This is a genomic window from Enterococcus sp. C57, assembly GCF_040887305.1.
Classification (GTDB): Bacteria; Bacillota; Bacilli; order Lactobacillales; family Enterococcaceae; genus Enterococcus_B; species Enterococcus_B hirae.
Genome location: NZ_JBFOFP010000004.1, coordinates 120117 through 140006, shown reverse-complemented (window position 1 = coordinate 140006; position 19890 = coordinate 120117). Strand labels below are relative to the sequence as shown.

The 19890-nt window shown below is 38.2% G+C and carries 14 protein-coding genes; 2 read left to right on the top strand and 12 right to left on the bottom strand.

Annotated features, from left to right (window positions below):
- Position 1: 1 nt before the first annotated feature.
- The 12 genes from smc to AB5M32_RS06220 all read right to left on the bottom strand — a co-directional run bounded on the left by smc (position 2) and on the right by AB5M32_RS06220 (position 16171).
- Positions 2 to 3580: a chromosome segregation protein SMC gene (smc, locus tag AB5M32_RS06275; protein WP_053766548.1), complete on the bottom strand. Its 3579-nt coding sequence runs from the start codon at positions 3578 to 3580 to the stop codon at positions 2 to 4.
- 21 nt (positions 3581 to 3601) lie between these two features.
- Positions 3602 to 4288: a ribonuclease III gene (rnc, locus tag AB5M32_RS06270; protein WP_010720414.1), complete on the bottom strand. Its 687-nt coding sequence runs from the start codon at positions 4286 to 4288 to the stop codon at positions 3602 to 3604.
- A 291-nt stretch (positions 4289 to 4579) separates the two neighbouring features.
- Positions 4580 to 6358 carry an oligopeptide ABC transporter substrate-binding protein gene (locus AB5M32_RS06265; RefSeq protein WP_010720415.1) on the bottom strand — a complete coding sequence of 593 codons (1779 nt, stop codon included), beginning with the start codon at positions 6356 to 6358 and terminating at the stop codon, positions 4580 to 4582.
- Positions 6359 to 6385: 27 nt separating this feature from the next.
- Positions 6386 to 7300, bottom strand: a complete 915-nt coding sequence (locus AB5M32_RS06260; RefSeq protein WP_010720416.1) for an ABC transporter permease — start codon at positions 7298 to 7300, stop codon at positions 6386 to 6388.
- A gap of 27 nt (positions 7301 to 7327) precedes the next feature.
- On the bottom strand, positions 7328 to 8290 hold the full coding sequence (opp4B, locus tag AB5M32_RS06255; protein ID WP_010720417.1) for an oligopeptide ABC transporter permease: 963 nt from the start codon (positions 8288 to 8290) through the stop codon (positions 7328 to 7330).
- Complete coding sequence (locus tag AB5M32_RS06250) at positions 8290 to 9234, bottom strand: ABC transporter ATP-binding protein (protein ID WP_010720418.1); 945 nt, start codon at positions 9232 to 9234, stop codon at positions 8290 to 8292. The genes opp4B and AB5M32_RS06250 overlap by 1 nt, the downstream gene beginning before the upstream one ends.
- Positions 9235 to 10239 carry an ABC transporter ATP-binding protein gene (locus AB5M32_RS06245; protein WP_010736807.1) on the bottom strand — a complete coding sequence of 335 codons (1005 nt, stop codon included), beginning with the start codon at positions 10237 to 10239 and terminating at the stop codon, positions 9235 to 9237.
- 270 nt (positions 10240 to 10509) lie between these two features.
- Entirely contained in the window at positions 10510 to 10752 is a 243-nt protein-coding gene (gene acpP, locus AB5M32_RS06240) for an acyl carrier protein (protein ID WP_010720420.1), read from the bottom strand.
- A 121-nt stretch (positions 10753 to 10873) separates the two neighbouring features.
- The gene (gene plsX, locus AB5M32_RS06235) at positions 10874 to 11875 is read right to left on the bottom strand and encodes a phosphate acyltransferase PlsX (RefSeq protein WP_010720421.1); all 1002 of its coding nucleotides are present in this window, start codon (positions 11873 to 11875) and stop codon (positions 10874 to 10876) included.
- Positions 11876 to 11922: 47 nt separating this feature from the next.
- The gene (recG, locus tag AB5M32_RS06230) at positions 11923 to 13959 is read right to left on the bottom strand and encodes an ATP-dependent DNA helicase RecG (protein ID WP_178286977.1); all 2037 of its coding nucleotides are present in this window, start codon (positions 13957 to 13959) and stop codon (positions 11923 to 11925) included.
- A 123-nt stretch (positions 13960 to 14082) separates the two neighbouring features.
- Positions 14083 to 15756 (bottom strand): DAK2 domain-containing protein, encoded by a 1674-nt coding sequence (locus tag AB5M32_RS06225; RefSeq protein WP_010720423.1) that lies wholly within the window; start codon positions 15754 to 15756, stop codon positions 14083 to 14085.
- A gap of 52 nt (positions 15757 to 15808) precedes the next feature.
- Positions 15809 to 16171, bottom strand: coding sequence for an Asp23/Gls24 family envelope stress response protein (locus tag AB5M32_RS06220; RefSeq protein WP_010720424.1), 363 nt, complete (start codon positions 16169 to 16171; stop codon positions 15809 to 15811).
- 270 nt (positions 16172 to 16441) lie between these two features.
- On the opposite strand from AB5M32_RS06220, the gene rpmB reads away from it, so the two are divergent.
- Complete coding sequence (gene rpmB / locus AB5M32_RS06215; RefSeq protein WP_010720425.1) at positions 16442 to 16630, top strand: 50S ribosomal protein L28; 189 nt, start codon at positions 16442 to 16444, stop codon at positions 16628 to 16630.
- Between the two features lie 360 nt (positions 16631 to 16990).
- Positions 16991 to 19615: a YfhO family protein gene (locus AB5M32_RS06210; RefSeq protein WP_178286979.1), complete on the top strand. Its 2625-nt coding sequence runs from the start codon at positions 16991 to 16993 to the stop codon at positions 19613 to 19615.
- The last annotated feature ends 275 nt before the right edge of the window (positions 19616 to 19890 follow it).

The following is a 19890-nucleotide window of genomic DNA, read 5'->3' as shown; positions in this document are numbered from 1 at the left end:
CTTACACCTTCGTTTCCATTTTTCCTTCTTCATTGATATCTTCCATACGGACAGACACAATTTTTGAAACACCTGATTCTTGCATGGTTACTCCATATAAAACATCGGCAGCTACCATGGTACCTTTTCGGTGTGTGACCACGATGAATTGAGTGTCATCTTGGAAATCACTTAAATAACGTCCGAATCTTTTCACATTTGCTTCATCTAACGCAGCTTCTACTTCGTCTAAAATACAAAATGGAACAGGACAAACTCGGATGATTGAAAACAGCAAGGCGATAGCAGTTAATGCTCTTTCTCCGCCAGAAAGCAAGCTCAGACTTTGTAATTTCTTGCCCGGTGGTTGCACTTCGATTTCGATCCCTGTTTTTAATAGATCCGATGGGTCAGTCAATACCAATTCTGCGCGACCGCCACCAAACATATTAGGAAAGACTACTTTAAACTCTTGCCTGATTGCTTCAAAGACTTCTTTAAAGCGAGCCCGTACTTCAGCATCCATTTCTTCCATTGTTTCAAACAATTGGTTCTTTGCAGATAACAAATCATCACGTTGTGTGGCTAAAAACGTATGTCGTTCATTCACTTGCTCAAATTGCTCAATCGAACGGATATTCACTGGTCCAAGGTCTGCGATCTGCTCTTTTAAGACTGCTACTTTCGTGCGACTACTTACAATATCGGAAGTTGGCTGGTAATCAGTGACAGCTTTTTCAAAGCTGATTTGGTATTCCGTTTGCAAATAGCTCAGCTGATGATCCAACAACATTTCTGCACGGTCTTTTTGCACTTCCAGTTTCGATTGTTCTGTTAGCTGTTGCTTTTGTTGTTGGTTTTTTTCAGCAAGTACTGTTTCAAGCTGATCGATTTCTTTTTGCGTACGTTCTCGTTGTTCCTTCACTGCCACTAGTTCTGCTTGCAGTTCTTCACGCTGTTGCGCAAGTTCCGTGATTTGGCTCGCTAAACTTTCTTCAGTGATTTCATGATCAGAAAAATCTGCAGTCAATGTTGCTAATTGTTGCTCTAAACTTGTCTGACGTTCAAGTGCTTCATTTTTTTGAACACGTGCTCCACGTAATTGGATCTGTAAATGATTGAATTGCTCTTTCAAGACAGCTAAATCTGCTTGTTCCTGTGCTTTTCGTGCTTGGACTTGTGATCGTTTTTCTTCCATTTGATCACTTTCTTGGTTCAGTGATTTGATCTCTTCATCGATTTGTTGTCGTTGTTGTTCGATTTCCTTTTGTCTTGCCGTTAACTCTGCTTGTTGTTTTTGATATGTTTCGATGAATTGTTGCAATTCTCTCGTTTCAAAGTTTGAGAGTTGCTTTTCTTTTTCAAAGCGTGCTAAGTCATTCGTGATATTTTGCAGTTGATTCGTTATTTCCTGCTCTTCAAACCGCAATTGTTCATTTTGCGTACGCAACTTTTCTTGTTTTTGGCTCAAGTCAGCGACTTTGGTTTGTAGTTCTTGAACAATTTTTTCTTGATTTTGCAACTGCTGATCTGCTTGTTCATATTCTGCTGTCAGCTGTTTCAATTCTTGATTTTGAGAGAAGAGACTGCCTTGATTCCCCCGTTTATTTGCTCCACCCGTCATGGAACCACCAGCATTCATCACGTCTCCTTCCAGAGACACTACTCGGTATTGGTATCGTATGGTCTGAGCAATAGCATTGGCACTAGTTAGATCCTTCGCTAATAAGATCGTTCCCAATAAATTGTGGACCACGGTTTGAATTTCTGCAGGGAATGTCACCTGTTCACTTGCGATACCTAAAAACCCATCTACCGCTGCTGCTTGCGAAAGAACGTGCGCAGGTAACTGTCTAGGTTTAATCGTTGTTAACGGTAAAAAGGTCGCTCTACCCCCTCTTTGCTTTTTCAAATAAGTGATTGCTTGACGTGCATCGTGTTCGTTTTCAACAATGACGTGTTGCGCTGCTCCACCTAGAGCTGTTTCGATTGCAAGGGTAAAAGAGCTAGGTACATCAATTAACTCAGCGACTGCACCTACGATACCAGATAATTGTTGTTTATGTTGTAAAACTAACCGAACGCCCTGGTAGAAACCAAAATAGTTTTCTTGGATTTCTTGTAAACTTTTTTGGCGTGCCTTTAATTGTTGGACTTGGTTCATCAATTGGTACATTTTAGGTTGTTCATTGGTTAATTTAGTTTGTACTGTTTTCCCTTTTGTTTGAACTTCTTCCAACTCATGTTGGTTCTTAACTAAAGCTTGTTGAAGATTTGCTTGTTTTTCAGATAGTTCCTGTTTTTGAGAGGATAACGCCAAGACAGAGGCTTCTACTTCTGATTGCTTCGCTAATGTTTGTTTACTTTTGGACGTTTCTTGTAAATATTGACGTTCAAGATATTTCAATTCATTTCCGACATTCGCTTGTTCTTGCATCAAATCAACATATTGATCTCGTAATTCAGATAATAATTCCTTCGTTGATTTTTGATATTTTTCCAATTCTTGTTGTGTCTTCATCAACTGTTGTTGTGCTTCTTGGATTTCTGTTTCTTTTTCAGTTGTTTCTTTTGTCAATTTTTCCTGAAGTTCCTCAAAATGCGCTACTTTCTTTTGCGCCTCGGCCAAAGAAGCCTGATATTCTTGCGTACTCTTTTGTGTATGCTTTGTCCGCTCTATTAAGACATCTTTTTGCCCTTCTGCTTGTTTTAATCTTTCAGACAATGCCAACAGACTTTGTTGACCTTTTTCAATTTGACGGTCTTTTTTGGCGTTTTGCTTTCTTTTTTCTGATAGCACGGCTTCTTGCGATTGGATATGTGTCGCTAATTTTGTCAGCTCTTGATTGAATTGTGTCAGCTGAGTTTGTTTTTCTTCCCACTCTTTTTTCGCTACGTTGATCTCTGTAATCATCAACGCTATATCCGTTTGGGTTAATTCTTCTTTTAACTGCAAAAATTTCTTAGCGATTTCACTTTGCTCAGCTAGAGGTGTTAATTGCTCTTGCAACTCGTAAATAATGTCTTGCACTCGACTAAGATTATCTTCTGTTTCAAATAACTTTTGTTCCGCTTTTTTCTTGCGTTGTTTATATTTTAATACACCTGCTGCTTCTTCAAATATTCCCCGACGGTCTTCTGGCTTACTACTAAAAATTGCTTCTACTTTCCCTTGTGAAATGATCGAAAACGATTCTTTTCCTAAACCTGAATCTAAGAACAGTTCTTGGATGTCTTTCAATCGACAAGGTTGTTTATTGATAAAAAAATCACTTTCGCCTGTTCGTCGATAGCGACGAGTCACGCTGATTTCTTGATAATCCAATGGTAAATAATGATCGGTATTATCCAAAAGTACTGTAACTTCTGCCACATTCAAAGGCTTACGAGAGTCTGAACCAGCGAAAATAATATCGGGCATTTTCCCACCTCGAAGGCTCTTAGCAGATTGCTCGCCTAAAACCCAGCGGATTGCTTCAGTGATATTACTTTTGCCACTCCCATTTGGTCCAACGACGGCTGTCACACTATTTTCAAAATCAATCACTGTTTTATCTGCAAAGGATTTAAATCCAGCTATTTCAATTCGTTTTAAATACACGAAGCGTTCCCTCACTTACTTTTACAGTGCTGCCAGTGCATTTTCTGCAGCAGCTTGTTCTGCTAGTTTTTTCGATTTTCCTTGCCCAGTCCCAATCAACTTGTCATCTACATAGACTTCGATCCAAAAAATCCGTTCATGTGCCGGACCTTCCTCTTTTATTAATCGGTATTCAATAAATACATCACCTGATTTTTGCAACACTTCTTGCAACTTCGTTTTATGATCCATCTCATGTGAAAAAGCACCTGCTTTGACTTTTGGAAAGACAACTGTTTGAAGAAAGGCATGGGCTGCTTCAAACCCTTGATCAAGGTACAAAGCACCTAGAAAGGCTTCAAATAAGTCACAAAGAAGAGCTGGTCTGGTTCTTCCCCCAGAATTTTCTTCTCCTTTACCTAACATGATATATTTATCAAATCCACATTCTTTGGCAAACTTGGATAAACTATCTTCACGAACGATCGCCGCACGTGTCTTTGTTAGTTTACCTTCTGGGATATCTGGATATAAACGATATAAATATTCTGAAACCATTAATTCTAATACGGCATCTCCTAAAAATTCTAATCGTTCGTTATCTGATAGTTGAAGGTTGCGATGCTCATTCACATAGGATGAATGGGTAAAAGCTTGTTCAAGTAGATTGAGATCGTGAAAAACGATAGTATACTTTTCTTTTAATTCATTTGTCAGCTGATTGTCCATTTTTCACATTCCTTTATGGATATTTTTTCAATACTTCCTTATTATACTGGTTTTTGTCTAAATTTGAAATGGTTCCGACAAAAGGTAAGTAAAGGTTTAATAAACCTCAAGGATCCAATGATTTTTTCGATTAAAGAATTTATTAGCTGATCATTTGATTGATTTGATAAATAGTATTCAAAAGTTGTCAGCTATACGAAAAGACCTCCCAAACCGTTTCCGTGTTTGGGAGGTCTTTCTCATTGCCAGATTCATTCATTACTTTCGCTAAACGGCATGTATGTCCTTATTTTAAGAACGTGATTCTGCTGTTACCGTTACTTTCGCCCATGGATTTGGTGCATCATATGACCAATCCCAATCTTTAGTACGATCGCTCACTGGTAGTACTTCATTACGGAACAATGTTGGAATTGCGAAAGCTTCTTCAAATGCATATGCTTGCCATTTTTTATATGCTTCTTTTTGGTAATCTGCATCAAATGCTTCACTTGAATTGATATCATTGATCAATTTCGTATTTTCTTCTGATTCAAAACGAGTGTAGTTGAATGCTGCATTTGGTCCCCATAGTCCGTTTGGATTTGGATCAGTTCCTGTACTCCAAGCTGCTTGATATACATCAATTTCAGGATCGTCATTTTCTAATTTATCGTAGAATGAGTTAAATTCGATTAAACGTCCAGTCGTGTATTTCACATCTAAGCCGATTTTTTTCCATTGTTGCACATAGTAATCAGATAATGGTTGCGCTGTTTCGCCACCTGACATTGAAGCAAAGTTGATCGTTAATTTATTTCCGTCTTTATCTTCACGTAACCCATCACCATCTACATCTTTATAGCCAGCATCATCTAATAATTTGTTTGCTTTATCGATATCTTGCGTAAATCCTTTTAGATCGTCATCGTGGAATGATTCAAATACAGGAGGAATCAATGAAGTAGCATTGCTTCTTAACCCTGCATAGAAACGTTCCCCTACTGCATCGTTATCTAATGCATAACCCATTGCTTGTCGCAATGATTTATCTGCCATTTTAGAATTTGGATCGTATTCAACACTGCTCTTTTCAGCATTCCATTTACCTAATTTGAAGCCTAAGTAAGTGTATGATGTTTGTTCACGTCCTAAGTTTGTGTAACCTGAGACATCTTTATATGTGTCATACGTATCTGTAGGCATTTGGAAAATCATGTCATAAAGTTTTGAGTTCAAAGCTTCTGTTGCACTAGCAATCGGCAATGATTTCATCGTGATTTTTTTCAATTGTGGTTTGCCATTCCAGTAATATTCATTTGGTAGATACTCTACTGATTCTCCTGCAACGATATTACTCATGTAATATGGACCAAAAGTCACTGGATTTTTACGTACTTGATCACTTGATTCCATGTCTTTGATTGCTACACCTTCAAGTGTGTGTTTTGGAGCTGCATATGCCCAAATCCCACCACCTGATTGAAGCATACTTGGTTCCACTTTTTTATATTCGATTTCAACTGTCTTATTGTCCACTTTTTTGATACCTGAGATTGTCGGAGCGCTACCGCTATGGTATTCTTCCATCCCAACGATGTTTCGGAAGTTATCATCATAACGGATACCTGTATAATCCTTGTTACCGATAATTTCATAAGGGAAAATCACGTCATCAGCGGTTACATCTTTACCATCTGACCATTTTACATTGTCTTTTACTTTGATCGTTGCTTTTTTCGTCTCTTGGTCTAAATCTAAACTCGCTGCACCATCATTTGTGATCTTGAAGTCCGCATCATTTGTAAATAGTGCTTCATGAGAAGGTGCCATAAATGCTGCATCGTAAGAATCTTGATAAAATTCCCATTGGAACAATCCTTTGAATTGACTATCGGTTGCTACTGCAGCCTCCAATTCGCCATCTTTTATTGCATCTTTATCATTTTTCGTTGAGATTGGAAATGTTAATTCCTTCTTCTCACCGTTATTTGCTGAACTCCCAGAAGAGTTAGAACCTCCGCCGCTTCCACAAGCAGCTAATGCCATTACTGAAAAAAGTGTAACAACGCCTAAAATTGATTTCTTCATTCCTTATTTCCCCCTTTGCTTTCTTCTTTATCCTAATCGTTGGCGTGCATCGGCAGAACGCTTAAACGCTTGTCCAACATAGTTTATACTCAACATCAATACTAAAATTAGAATTGACGCAGGTAACCAGATCCATTGTCGATTCACTAAAACCTCACCGTTGCTGGCATAACCGATTAGTGTTCCTAAACTAGGAACATTTGCTGGTAAGCCAAACCCTAAGAAAGTCAAAGTGGTCTCGATCCCAATATTTGCTGCAAAGTTCATCGTTAAGTTGGTAATGATCAATGAACTTAAGTTAGGCATGATTTCACGGAACATGATTTTAAAATCACTTGTTCCCATTGTTTTTGAAGCACTCACATAATCACGCCTTGCTTCTGATAAAGTTTTACTTCTGAATAATCGAGCTTTAGCAACCCAATAAAATGCACTCATAATGAAGATGAACGACCAAACATTATATCTAGAGATAATCGATACAAATACGATAATAATCAACATAATCGGTAAAATCATAATGAAGTCAACGATACGCATCAAAATATTATCGATGATCCCCCCATAAAACCCAGAAATGATCCCTAGTCCAACCCCGATAATCGAAGTGATGACTGTGATTGCAAAACCAATGGTGACGGAGTTTCTTGCACCGATAATCAGTTGTCCTAAAACATCCCGACCACCTTCATCTGCTCCTAAAATAAATTTTGTCCCCTCGGTAGAGATAGCACCTGGAGCTGCATATTTATCAAAGATGCTGACATACATTACTTTATCTTGGTCTGTAAATAACGCACCGATAAAGATAACTAACAATAAAATAACGAGTAAGCCTAATGAAAAAATAGCGATTTTATCTTTTTTAAATTCACGGGCAATCATTCGTAACCCCATTGGCGGGATACTTTCTTGCACAACGTCTTTCTTTTTATCACTCATTTGTCTTTTCTCCTTTCTGATTGAATTTTATTGGATACGGATACGTGGATCAACAATGCTCATGATGATATCTGAAAGCAAGGTTCCGATCAACGTCGCAATTCCTAAAATCAATACTAAGGAGGTAATAACTGTATAGTCACGTTGTCCGATCGAATCAATAAACAATTTACCGACTCCTGGGTAGCCAAAAATCTTTTCAATAACTACTGAACCAGCAATCAAGGAAGTAATTTCATAACCCATTTGTGAAGCCATCGGCAATGCCGCGTTTCGGAAAATATGACGACTAAATACTTTATTGGTTGGTACCCCTTTTGAACGGGCAGTTCGCACAAAGTCTAAAGATTTTGAATCAATGACTTCGCTACGTAAATACTGGATCGTTACAGCTGTAGCTAAAAAGGCTTGAGTGATCGATGGTAAAATGATGTATTTCATGCGATCAATCAACTGGGTGAAAAAGCCCCCTTGGATTCCTAACGTCTGGGAGCCGCTGGTTGGGAACCAACCTAGACGATAACCAAATACAAATAACATAATCAATCCAAAGATAAATAACGGAACAGCAAAACTAAAGAAATTGTAGATTACAACAGCTTTATCCAAAAATGAGTTTTGGTATCTGCCCGCCAACATACCTAGTGGTACAGCAATCAAATAAGTAATGATAACTGTTAAGATCGACAAGTAAAGAGTATTGACGATACGCTCACCAATCAAATCAGAAACTGAACGTTTGTATAAGAAACTTTGACCGAAGTCTCCTTGTAACGCATTCCCGATCCATCGGAAATACTGGACATACCAAGGATCATTCAAACCAGCTGCCTGTCTCATTTGCTCGATGACTGCTGGATCTTGGTTGGGGTTGATCAACCCGGTAAAAGGATCTCCAGGCATCGCTTTTGCCAACATAAAGATCAAAATACTAAGAATAATAACTTGTGGGATCATTAATAATACACGTCGTAATATCGTTTTCCACATTAGCTGGCACCTCCATCTTTCAACGCTACTTTATGCGTCGGTGTGATCGTACGGAGATCGTACACTCGACCAGTTGCATCGTAGTACTCCTTTTGATTTTGGATGTACTCACGTTCCACTCTTCGTCGATTCTCTTTGTGTAACTCCCGATTTTCGACATCAATCCGAGGGATAGCAGACAGTAAACGTTTCGTATAGATATGACGTGGATCATTATAAATATCTTCTCGTGTACCAATTTCAACGAATCGACCTTTATACATAATTGCGATATTATCACACATATGTTTCACGACTCCCAAGTCATGAGAAATAAATAAATAACTTAAACCAAATTCTTGTTGGATTCGTTTCATGAAATTTAATACTTGCGCCTGAACGGATAAATCCAATGCAGAAACTGGTTCATCTGCTACGATGAGTTTTGGGTTTGTCGCAACTGCACGTGCAACCCCTAAACGTTGACGCTGTCCACCTGAAAACTCATGTGGATATTTATACAGCGCATCTTCCGGCATCCCTACGATATCCAGTAGATTTTTCACTTTTTTCTTTTCCTCTTGATCACTCAAACGTTCAAAGTTACGGATCGGTTCTGCAATAATATCCAATACTCGCTTTTTAGGATTCAAGCTGGACATTGAGTCTTGGAAGATCATTTGAACATCTTTGTTATAGCCGATTTTTTGTCGGTTACTTTTTTTAGTGACATCTTTACCTTCATAAATGATTTGTCCTGAAGTCACTTTTTCTAATCCAACGACTGCTTTCCCTGTCGTTGATTTACCAGAACCAGATTCTCCTACTAAACCATACGTTTTTCCTTTTTCAATAATGAAGTCGACACCATCTACTGCATATACATGATCCGTTACTCGATTAAAGAATCCACTACGAATAGGATAGTGTACTTTCAAATCGCTGATTGTAATTAATTCTGTCATCTACACCTCTCCTTTTTCGTCTCTAAAGTGGAAATGTTTGTAGCAAGAGCAACGAACCAAATGATTCGGAGCAATTTCATGAAGGACAGGGTTTTCTTCGTGATCACTGGCTGGGATCCAAGGAATCCGAGGAGCAAAGCGACAACCAGTTCGTGGCATGTTTTTCAAAGAAGGAACAACGCCTTCAATCACATGGAGCTCAGCTTCATGGTTCCCCTCTTGAGGAATAGAGTTCAACAATGAACGGGTATAAGGGTGTTTAGGATTTTCAAACAGTTCTTTGACCCCAGCTACTTCAACAAATTGACCGCCATACATTACCGCTACCCGATCAGCCATTTCTGCCACAACACCTAAGTCATGCGTGATCAGAATGATTCCTGTTTTGGTTTCTTCTTGTAAGTCTTTTAATAAATCAAGGATTTGCGCTTGAATCGTTACATCTAGCGCTGTCGTTGGCTCATCTGCAATAACAATCGGTGGCTTACACGCAATCGCAATGGCGATGATTACCCGCTGTCTCATCCCCCCAGATAATTCATGGGGATATTGTCGTCCGACTCTTGCAGGATTAGGAATCCCAACTTGCTCCAGCAATTCCAAGGCACGTGCTTGCCGTTGTTCAGCGTTCATTTTGGTATGATAAGATAACCCTTCCTTAATTTGATCTTCAATACGCATCAAAGGGTTTAACGCAGATAACGGATCTTGGAAAATCATCCCAATATCATTCCCGCGGATTTTGTTATACAAAGTTTCATTCAATTCAATCAAGTTTAAATCATTATATAAAATTTCGCCTGTGATCTTTGTGTTGTTTGGATCAAGTAACCCCATAATAGTAGTCGCTAATGTACTTTTCCCGCAACCAGATTCTCCAACGATTGCTAAGATCTCGTTTTTATCTAATGTAAAAGAAACGTCATCTACTGCATCGTAATACTCATCTTTAAGACGGAAGCCTGTATGTAGGTTCTGAACATCTAATAGTTGATTATCTGACAATCGAATACCCCTCTCTGCTCCCTGGTTGGAAGTTTTCTTAATAAAAAATGATATCCCACAGAATAAAACGTTTTATAATAAGCGTTATTCTAAGGATAGTGCAATATATTATTAATAATTATATATAAAACCCCTCTACAATGCAAGAAAATTTCAGTCAGTTGCCAGAATTGTCAGAAAAATCTATTTAAAATAAAGATAAATCACTTGAAAAATTAAAAAAAAGTGAGTAAAGATCCGATTGATCTTTACTCACTTTCATGCTGATGATTAGTTAAGATGATTGCTGATGTAGTCAACTGCCCCACCAACTGTTTCAATTTGTTCTGCATCTTCGTCAGAAATTTCTGTTCCAAACTCATCTTCAAGTTCCAAAACAAATTCCATGATGCTGATTGAGTCAGCTTTTAGGTCATCTTTGATATTTAATTCATCAGTTACTTTATCTGTATCAATTTCAAAATGATTTGAAATAATTTTCGCTACTTTATTAAATACTTCTTCACGTGACAATGTTTTCACCTCCAACAATTATCAAAATTGCCGATTTCCTTCACCAAGGCTAATTTTACTGACATTTTCTAAGATTGTCCACCTTTTTTTCTATAGGGTCGTCGACGAGCAACCAGAAACATTATTCTGCAGGTTTTTCGAATTGTTCAACTAACTGCCCTACCACATTGGTTTCCAACATAGTGTGGATTTGTCTGATGGTATGTCTCACTGCATCTGGTCCAGTCGCACCGTGAGTTTTGATGACTGGTGCCTTTAATCCAAAAAGAACTGCTCCGCCATGTTTTGAATAATCCATTTCTGATTTTAATGAACGTAACCCATCTTTCAACAATAGTGCGCCCATTTTTCCTTTAAATCCTTCATTTAAAATGGCAGCTTTCAGAAGGTCCATCAGATTCATTGCTGTCCCCTCAATGGATTTCAATACTGCATTGCCTGTAAATCCATCGGTTACAACAACATCTGCTACCCCGTTCAATAGTTCCCTCGCTTCAACGTTTCCAATAAAATTCAAACTGGTTTCATTTTGAAGTAATTCGAAAGCTTTTTTAGTTAATTCGCTTCCTTTTGTTGCTTCCGTCCCATTATTCAATAAAGCAACTCGAGGTCTACCGATTCCTCGGACTTTTCTTGCATAAAATGAGCCTAAGATTCCATATTGTAATAAATGTTCCGGTTTGTTTTCAGCATTTGCACCTAGATCAAGCATATCAAACCCTGCATTGGGTTGACCGACTACCGGTAAAGTAGACATCAGACCAGGGCGTTCGATGTTTTTGATACGACCAACAATAAAGAGTCCAGCTGCTAATAATGCGCCAGTGTTCCCCGCTGAAAAAATCGCGTCTGCTTCACCATTTTTGACAGCTTGTGCTGCCAAAACCATCGAAGCATTCTTCTTACGGCGAATGGCTTTAACTGGTTCATCATCACTATCGATTTTTTCATCTGTATGAATGATCGTCACATTGTGTTCTGTTGTTAGATATTTTCTTATTTCATTTTCCTTACCATAAAGGATAAATTCCACATCTGGGAAATCTTTTTGAGCTAAAGCCACACCTTCCACAATGGCTTGTGGTGCGTGATCTCCACCCATTGCATCTACGGCAATTTTCATTATTTCCACTCCTTTTTTATCATCACTATAAAGTATAGCACAGTCTATTAATCAAAATAACGATTATCTTGATTTTCCAAGTCTAAACTGCGGACCAAATGTTGGTATTCTGGCAATAGTTGCCAATCCTTTAACTGCCATAGCTTTTGTGCCTCATCACGAGCTACCTCTAATATATTACTATCTGTTACAAGATCAGCAATTGCAAATTGCGGTAAGCCTGATTGGCGAAAACCAAATACTTCTCCTGGTCCACGCAACTCTAAATCTTTTTCACTTAGAATAAAGCCATTGTTCGTTTCTGTCATTATTTTCATTCGCTCAATCCCTAATTCATTTTTAGGATTAGCTACCAATACACAATAAGAAGCATCACTACCACGTCCAACACGTCCACGTAATTGATGTAACTGTGCTAATCCAAAACGATCAGCATCCATGATCAACATGACTGTAGCATTCGGAACATTTACACCCACTTCGATGACCGTCGTTGAAACCAAGATTTGCATCTTGTTTTCTTTAAATGTTTCCATAATTGCTTCTTTTTCCTGGTTCTTCATTTTACCATGTAACAATCCGACTTCATACTGAGGCGCAAAAAGCGCACTTAATTTTTCATAAATTTCAACAGCGTTTTTAACGTCTAATGCTTCTGACTCTTCAATCAACGGGCAAATGACATACATTTGATGTCCTTTCGCCAGTTCCTTCCATGTCCAATCTAACACACTATTTAATTGTGGCGTACGAACCCATCTCGTCTCTATTGGAATCCGGCCAGCTGGAAGTTCGTCAATTACCGAAACATCCATTTCTCCGTATGCAGTAATCGCTAAAGTCCGAGGAATTGGTGTGGCTGTCATAAATAAAACATCTGGACGCCAGCCTTTTTCACGGAGTACTTTTCGCTGATTCACACCAAAACGATGTTGTTCATCCGTAATAACTAAACCTAAGTGTTGAAATTCGACTCCTTCTTGAATCAACGCATGGGTACCGACAACGATATCGATTTCTCCCTGTTCCAGCAATTCGAGTAGTTCTCTTCGTTCTTTGGCTTTCGTCGAACCCGTTAACAGAGCAAGTTTAACTTCTTGCGCATCAAATAATTGAAGAAGGCTTTCCATGTGTTGTTGTGCCAAAATTTCAGTTGGTACCATCAATGCGCCTTGAAACCCTGCAGTGACCGCCGCATATAAGGCAATTGCTGCAACAATCGTCTTTCCGCTACCTACATCACCTTGCAATAGGCGTTGCATATGTTGCGGACTTCTTAAGTCACGACAAATTTCATTCGTGACTCTTTTTTGGGCATCCGTCAATTCAAAAGGTAGTTTTTGAATAAATTGTTTCAAGCGCTGGATGTCATATAAAATTTCAATGCCATTTGTTTCTGCTTTTTCCGATTTTTTAAGCCCTTGAAGTCGCATTTGAAATAAAAAGAATTCTTCAAAGACAGTTCTTCGTTTTGCTTGATGGTTTTCTTCATGATTTTTCGGAAAATGCATGCTTTTAACAGCTGTTGGCCGATCCAACAGTCGATATTTCTCAACTAATCCATTGGGAAGATTCTCTTCGATCAAATCACCATACTCTTCGAACCCTCTTCGAATCAAATCGACTAAAGTTGTTTGACGGATTGATTTATTGACATGATAGATTGGAGAAAAATCATCCACCGCTTGAGAACCCAAAATTTTCATACCATTTAATGACTTCCGTTTCGCATCCCATTTTCCATAGACAGCAATTTCTTCGGATAAGATCACTTTATCTTTCAAATATGGTTGATTGAAAAAAGAAACATTGAAAACAGCATGATCCTGCATCATACGAAATTGGAGTCGATTCTTTTTGTATCCAAAGCGACTCATTACTGGTGGTGAAACAACCAGGCCTTTTAAAGTCACTTTTTCTTGATCAAGTATTTCATTTAAATTTCTTTCTTGAATGTCTTCATAGCGAAAAGGATAATAGGTCAATAGGTCTTCGATGGTTTGGATTCCCAGACTAGCAAGACTATCCGCCCTTTTTGCTCCCACACCGGCTAACATCGTCACTGGATCATTTAAAGACCTCATATTTCACCCTCCTTTACCGTATGTTTCACTATCAATCCATTCCTTAGAAATAGGGCTGCACCAACAACCTGGTACAGCCCCCGTTCTTTTACCGTTCGTTCAGGCGAAAAGGATTGTCCTTTTCTATTCTGCAGAGAATAAATACGGATAAACCGGTTGATCGCCTTGATGAATTTCAATTTCTAAATCTGGATGTTGTTCAACTAATTTAGCTGATAATTCTTCTGCTTGATGAACCGAACCACCTTCACCTGCTAAAATCGTCACAATTTCTGTTTCTTCAGTGATCATTTTTTCTAAGGTAGCGAATGAAGTTGCCATCATGTCAGAATCTGAGATAACGATTTTTCCATCAATCATCCCTAAGAAATCGCCCTCAGTAATTTTCACACCATCAATGGTTGTGTCACGAATCGCATGAGTAATTTGCCCACTAACGACACTTGCAAGCATTTCTGTCATAGTCGCTTTGTTTTCTTCCAACGATACTTGATCATTAAATGAAAGCATCGCAGTTAGTCCTTGAGAGATCGTTTTTGATGGTACGACCGCTACTGGGATATCTGCTACTTCAGCCGCTTGATCCGCAGCCATAAAGATATTTTTATTGTTTGGTAATACGATGACTTTATCCGCATTGACTTCCTTGATCGCTTTAACGATATCTTCCGTACTTGGGTTCATCGTTTGTCCACCACTAATGACGTAGTTTGCTCCTAAACTTTCAAATAACTCTTGCACTCCTTTACCGGCTGCAATCGCTACGATCCCATAAGGTGTACGAGCTGCTTTTTGTGGCTTCGCTTGCTCATCGTGTTCTAAAATCGTTTCATGCTGTAAACGCATGTTGTCGACTTTGATTTTTACTAATGAACCAAATTTTTGTCCATAATTTAATACTTCACCTGGATTTTCGGTATGCACGTGGACCTTAATGATCTCATCATCATTAACAACCAATAATGAATCACCGATTCCATCTAAGTAATTACGAAATTCTTCATAGTCAAATTGGCTATCGACGGTTGGCCCTTCACCGATTTTTACCATGATTTCTGTACAGTAACCATAATGGATATCTTCTGTTGCTAATTGACCTTGGACACTGCGATGATGCTCAGCATTGACCATTTCATCCATTTCAGCTGGTGATGGTTCATAGACTTCTGTCATTTTGAACTCACCATTCAAGGCACTTAAGAAGCCTTCATATACAAATAGCAAACCTTGACCGCCACTATCGACGACACCGACTTCTTTTAACACTGGTAACAAATCAGGTGTTTTCGCTAAGGCACGTTTCCCACCTTTTACCACAGCCGTCATCACTTCAACAACGTCGTCACTTGTTTTAGCTTTCTTTTCTCCAGCTTTTGCAGCTTCACGGGCTACTGTCAAAATGGTTCCTTCAACAGGCTTCATGACTGCTTTATAAGCTGTCTCAACGCCATGCGTAAAAGCCGCAGCTAAATCTGCAGCGTTTAACACTGTCACGTCAGGTATTTGCTTTGAAAAGCCTCGGAATAATTGAGACAAAATAACTCCTGAATTTCCTCTGGCTCCCATTAGTAGGCCTTTTGATAACATTGCTGCTAACTCGCCTACTTTTTCAGAAGTAGAATCAGCAACTGCTTTAGCTCCACTTGTCATAGATAAATTCATATTGGTACCTGTATCTCCATCAGGAACTGGGAATACATTTAACGAATTGACATATTCTGCATTTACTTGCAGACGATTCGCGCCCGCCTGAACCATTTCCTGGAATTGGCTTGCACTGATTTCTGTTACACTCACCTAGATAATCCTCCTTCAGATCGACTGCTGAATCATTCAGCAAGCCTTCTGCCTAGTCTGGCAGTACACGAACACCTTGGACGAAAACATTAACAGAATTGGCTGTTACACCTAGTAATGTCTCCAAGTTGTATTTTACTTTTTCTTGGACATTGCGAGAAACTTCTGAAATTTTTGTACCATAACTAATGATCGTATAAACATCTACTGCGATGCCATTAGCTTCTTGGCGAACAACTACTCCTCGAGAATAATTTTCTTTTCGTAGAATTTCAGTAATATTATCTTTTATTTGGTTCTTGCTGGCCATTCCTACAACACCGAACACATCTGTTGCGGCGCCACCAACAACTGTTGCAATCACATCATTGGTAATTTCAATGGTTCCAGCTGACGTTTGAATTTTTACAGCCATGAATGAGCCTCCTTAACGGGCAAAATACTCCCATTTTTCTTCTATCATATTTTATCATAGCGTCACCCGAAATAAAAGGCAGTTACCCTAAAGTACTCAAAAACCGCTGAAAATTTTAAAATTAGTCCTGTATAATTTACAATTATTCCCATGGATTGTCAATTCTTGCTATGAAAAGACACTTGCATATTACCCCTTCATATGATATGTTATTCTGGTATGAGCTGAATTATTCTATCGCTCCAAATCGAGGTAAAGGGGGAAAATTACATGGCAAAAGTTTGTTACTTTACTGGTCGCAAGACAAAAAGTGGAAACAATCGTTCTCATGCGATGAACTCAACAAAACGTACTGTTAAACCTAACTTACAAAAAGTTCGCGTTATGATCGACGGAAAACCTAAAAAAGTTTGGGTGTCAACTCGTGCTTTGAAGTCAGGAAAAGTTGCACGCGTTTAATTGAATGAAGTTTGAACCGTTCGGTGCGTGAACGGTTTTTATTTTTATTATAATGCCTTACTTTTCATAAAAGAAGTTAGTTGAAAAGCCTACAAATGATCTGGATGAACGATCATTTGTAGGCTTTTTAGGTTTTGCCAAGTCCTTAATATTAAACATGTATTCTTTTAAAAACTGGTATTTTATCATTTATAAAATCAGTTTATATAAGTTTTTTTGCCTTCCACTCCCAATATGAATGTTATTTATTATTGTTTTTTTATTTTTTTGGAAATGCCAAGTCTTTTCATGTAGTTAAAAATATGAATATGATAAACTAGAGATAACTTCATATTTCATAGAAATTTGGTGAATGAATCAATGAAAACAAAAATCAAACTTTTTTTTAAAGAAAATGGTCGTTATGCTTTTGCTAGTTTTCTGATCCCTTTTTTGATACTTGCGTTAGTTTACTTAAGTATCGGAATTTATCCAGGAAGTAGCCGAAGCATTCTTGCAAGTGATGCATTTTCTCAATTTTCAAATTTCCATGCAAGCTTTCGGAACATGTTATTAGGAAAGCAAAGTATTTTTTATACTTGGAACGCCTCATTAGGTCTGAATTATTTATCTTTAATTTCATATTACTTAGGCGGATTATTTACTCCGCTTGTTCTTTTGTTTCCTAATAATATGATGCCTGATGCTTTATATTTTCTAACTCTGCTTAAAGTTGGGTTTGCTGGATTATCTTTTTGGTTCCTTGCGCGGACGTATAAAATTCCACGTTGGGGACAAGTGGCTTTAAGTGTTAGCTATGCTTCGATCTCTTTCATTACCGCTCATTCTGAGATCATTATGTGGTTGGATGCGTTTATTTATCTTCCACTTATTATTTTGGGTATCCATCGGGTCATGGATTATAAACGACCAACATTATTATTTGTTAGTTACTTATTGCTCTTTTTATCCAGTTTTTATATGGGCTTTATGATCGGTATTTTTTCTTTTCTTTATTTTATGGCAAGGCTGTTTACAAAATGGTCACTCTACAAAAAATCGATTGTACCTTATGGGATTACTTCCTTATTAGCTGGTGGAGCATCAATGATCATTATTCTTCCAGCAGTCTTGGATCTCCGATCAAATGGCGAAACATTAACACAAATCACTACACTAAAAACCGAAGCTACCTCATATTTGGATATCATCATGAAAAACATGATCGGTGTCTATGACACAACCAAATATGGCTCCATTCCTTTTATTTATGCTGGTTTGTTTCCATTAGTTTTATGTCTATTTTATTTTGCTAGTCGAAAAATCAACTTAAAGAACAAACTATTGTATGGTAGTTTATTTGCTTTATTGATTGCTAGTTTCTATCTTGTACCACTCAACCTCTTTTGGCATGGTATGCATGCGCCAAATATGTTTTTGTTCCGCTATTCCTATTTATTTTCTTTTCTCGTCCTTTTGTTAGCGGCCGAAGGATGGGAACGAATAACTAAAGAGGATCAAGGCTTACTCCTAAGTATCATCATCATTTTAGCAGCAGTTTTTGCTATCGCATGGGGCCTTAAGCCTAATAATAGTTACTCTTATATTACAACGACATCGTTTGTCTTAACGATTGTTTTCTTGAGTCTTTATGCATTAACAATTGGCTTTTTCCAGCAACCAAAACAGCCCGTTAAATACCTTAGCTTATTGTTACTGTTACTGATGACAGGAGAAGCAAGTGTCAATACGAATAGTATGATTCATGGGATATTAGACGATTGGAATTATGCTTCACGAAGCTTATATACTGATCCTGCTCCTAGCATCAAGTCACTTGTTGATCAGACAAAAAAAGAATCGGATACTTTTTATCGATTAGAAAATCTTGATCCGATTTCTCCTAATGATTCCATTAACTATGGCTATAGTGGTATCAGTTTGTTTTCTTCTATTAGAAACAGGAACTCTTCTGCTTATCTAGATTCGTTAGGCTTTCGTTCAAGAGGAACAAATCTTAATATCCGCTACGCAAACAATACGTTATTGATGGATGGGTTTACAGGAATAAAATATAATATTGCTAAAAACGACAGCAGCTTTAGCAAATATGGCTTTGTGAAAGAAAGTCAGAGCGGTGACTATACACTCTATAAAAATCTAAATGCTTTACCGCTAGCTTTTACAGCACCATTAGATATTAATCACGTGGAACAACCATTAACTGACAATCTCACGAGTCAAACCAATTTGATCAATCGGCTGGCTGATTTAAATGAGCGGTATTTTACTTTCTACACACCAACTTTGAAAAGCCAACAAAACGTCACAGTAAACAAGACGTCTACCGGGGTGACTTATTCTGAAACCACGAATAACCAGCCCAAAACGCTTACTTGGGAAGTGCGTGTACCAGCAAACACACAAGCTTATCTCAGTTTGTTCCCTACTAACTATGCCCAATTAGAAAGCTCTACCGCCACGATTACTGTCAACGGTGTGTCACGAAAGACTCAGATCAGTATTTCTGGACAATATTATGATCTAGGATATTATCCTCAAGACACAACAGTTACTTTCTCCGCTAGTTTTTATGGCACAAAAGAGGTTAGCTTTATGGAACCTAAAGTTCTTGGACTTGATGTTGTTGCTTATCAAGCAGCAATGAACCAAATCAAAGAAAATGGTGTTGCTATGAAAACGACCGGCCGAACAGCCACTGGTACTGTCAACACATCCGAAGAAAGAATGCTAGTCACAACGATCCCTTATGATGCTGGTTGGTCCGCAAAAATCGATGGAAAGGCAGTCAAAGTCGAAAACTTCAAAGATGCCTTTGTAATGATCAAACTACCTGCAGGCAAACATACCGTCACTTTTAGTTACTTACCTCAAGGTTTTATCATCGGAACGATTTTGTTCGTTCTTTGTATCGGACTTTTTATCCTATATGTGTGGTATCAAAAGAAAGAGCCCAAAGTAAATAAGCGATATAAACATAGTTAATGATCCAATCAGCGCCATCATTTCTAAAATTGAAATGATGGCGCTGATTTTTACGTTGATGACTCTTATAGTTCTGATTACTTATCTACTACCGTATTCAGTAATTTCATTATGTTCTGTTATCTTCCTTACAGGACTTGTGGAGCCTGCAATCCTTGATGTTGATTGCAGACTCGAACTTGATTCATGTTCTCCAAAAGCTCTCCTAAGCGTTGAACATCACCCTGTTGATTAGATGAACTGCCCTTATTTAAATTCGCACCTCCGGAAAGAGA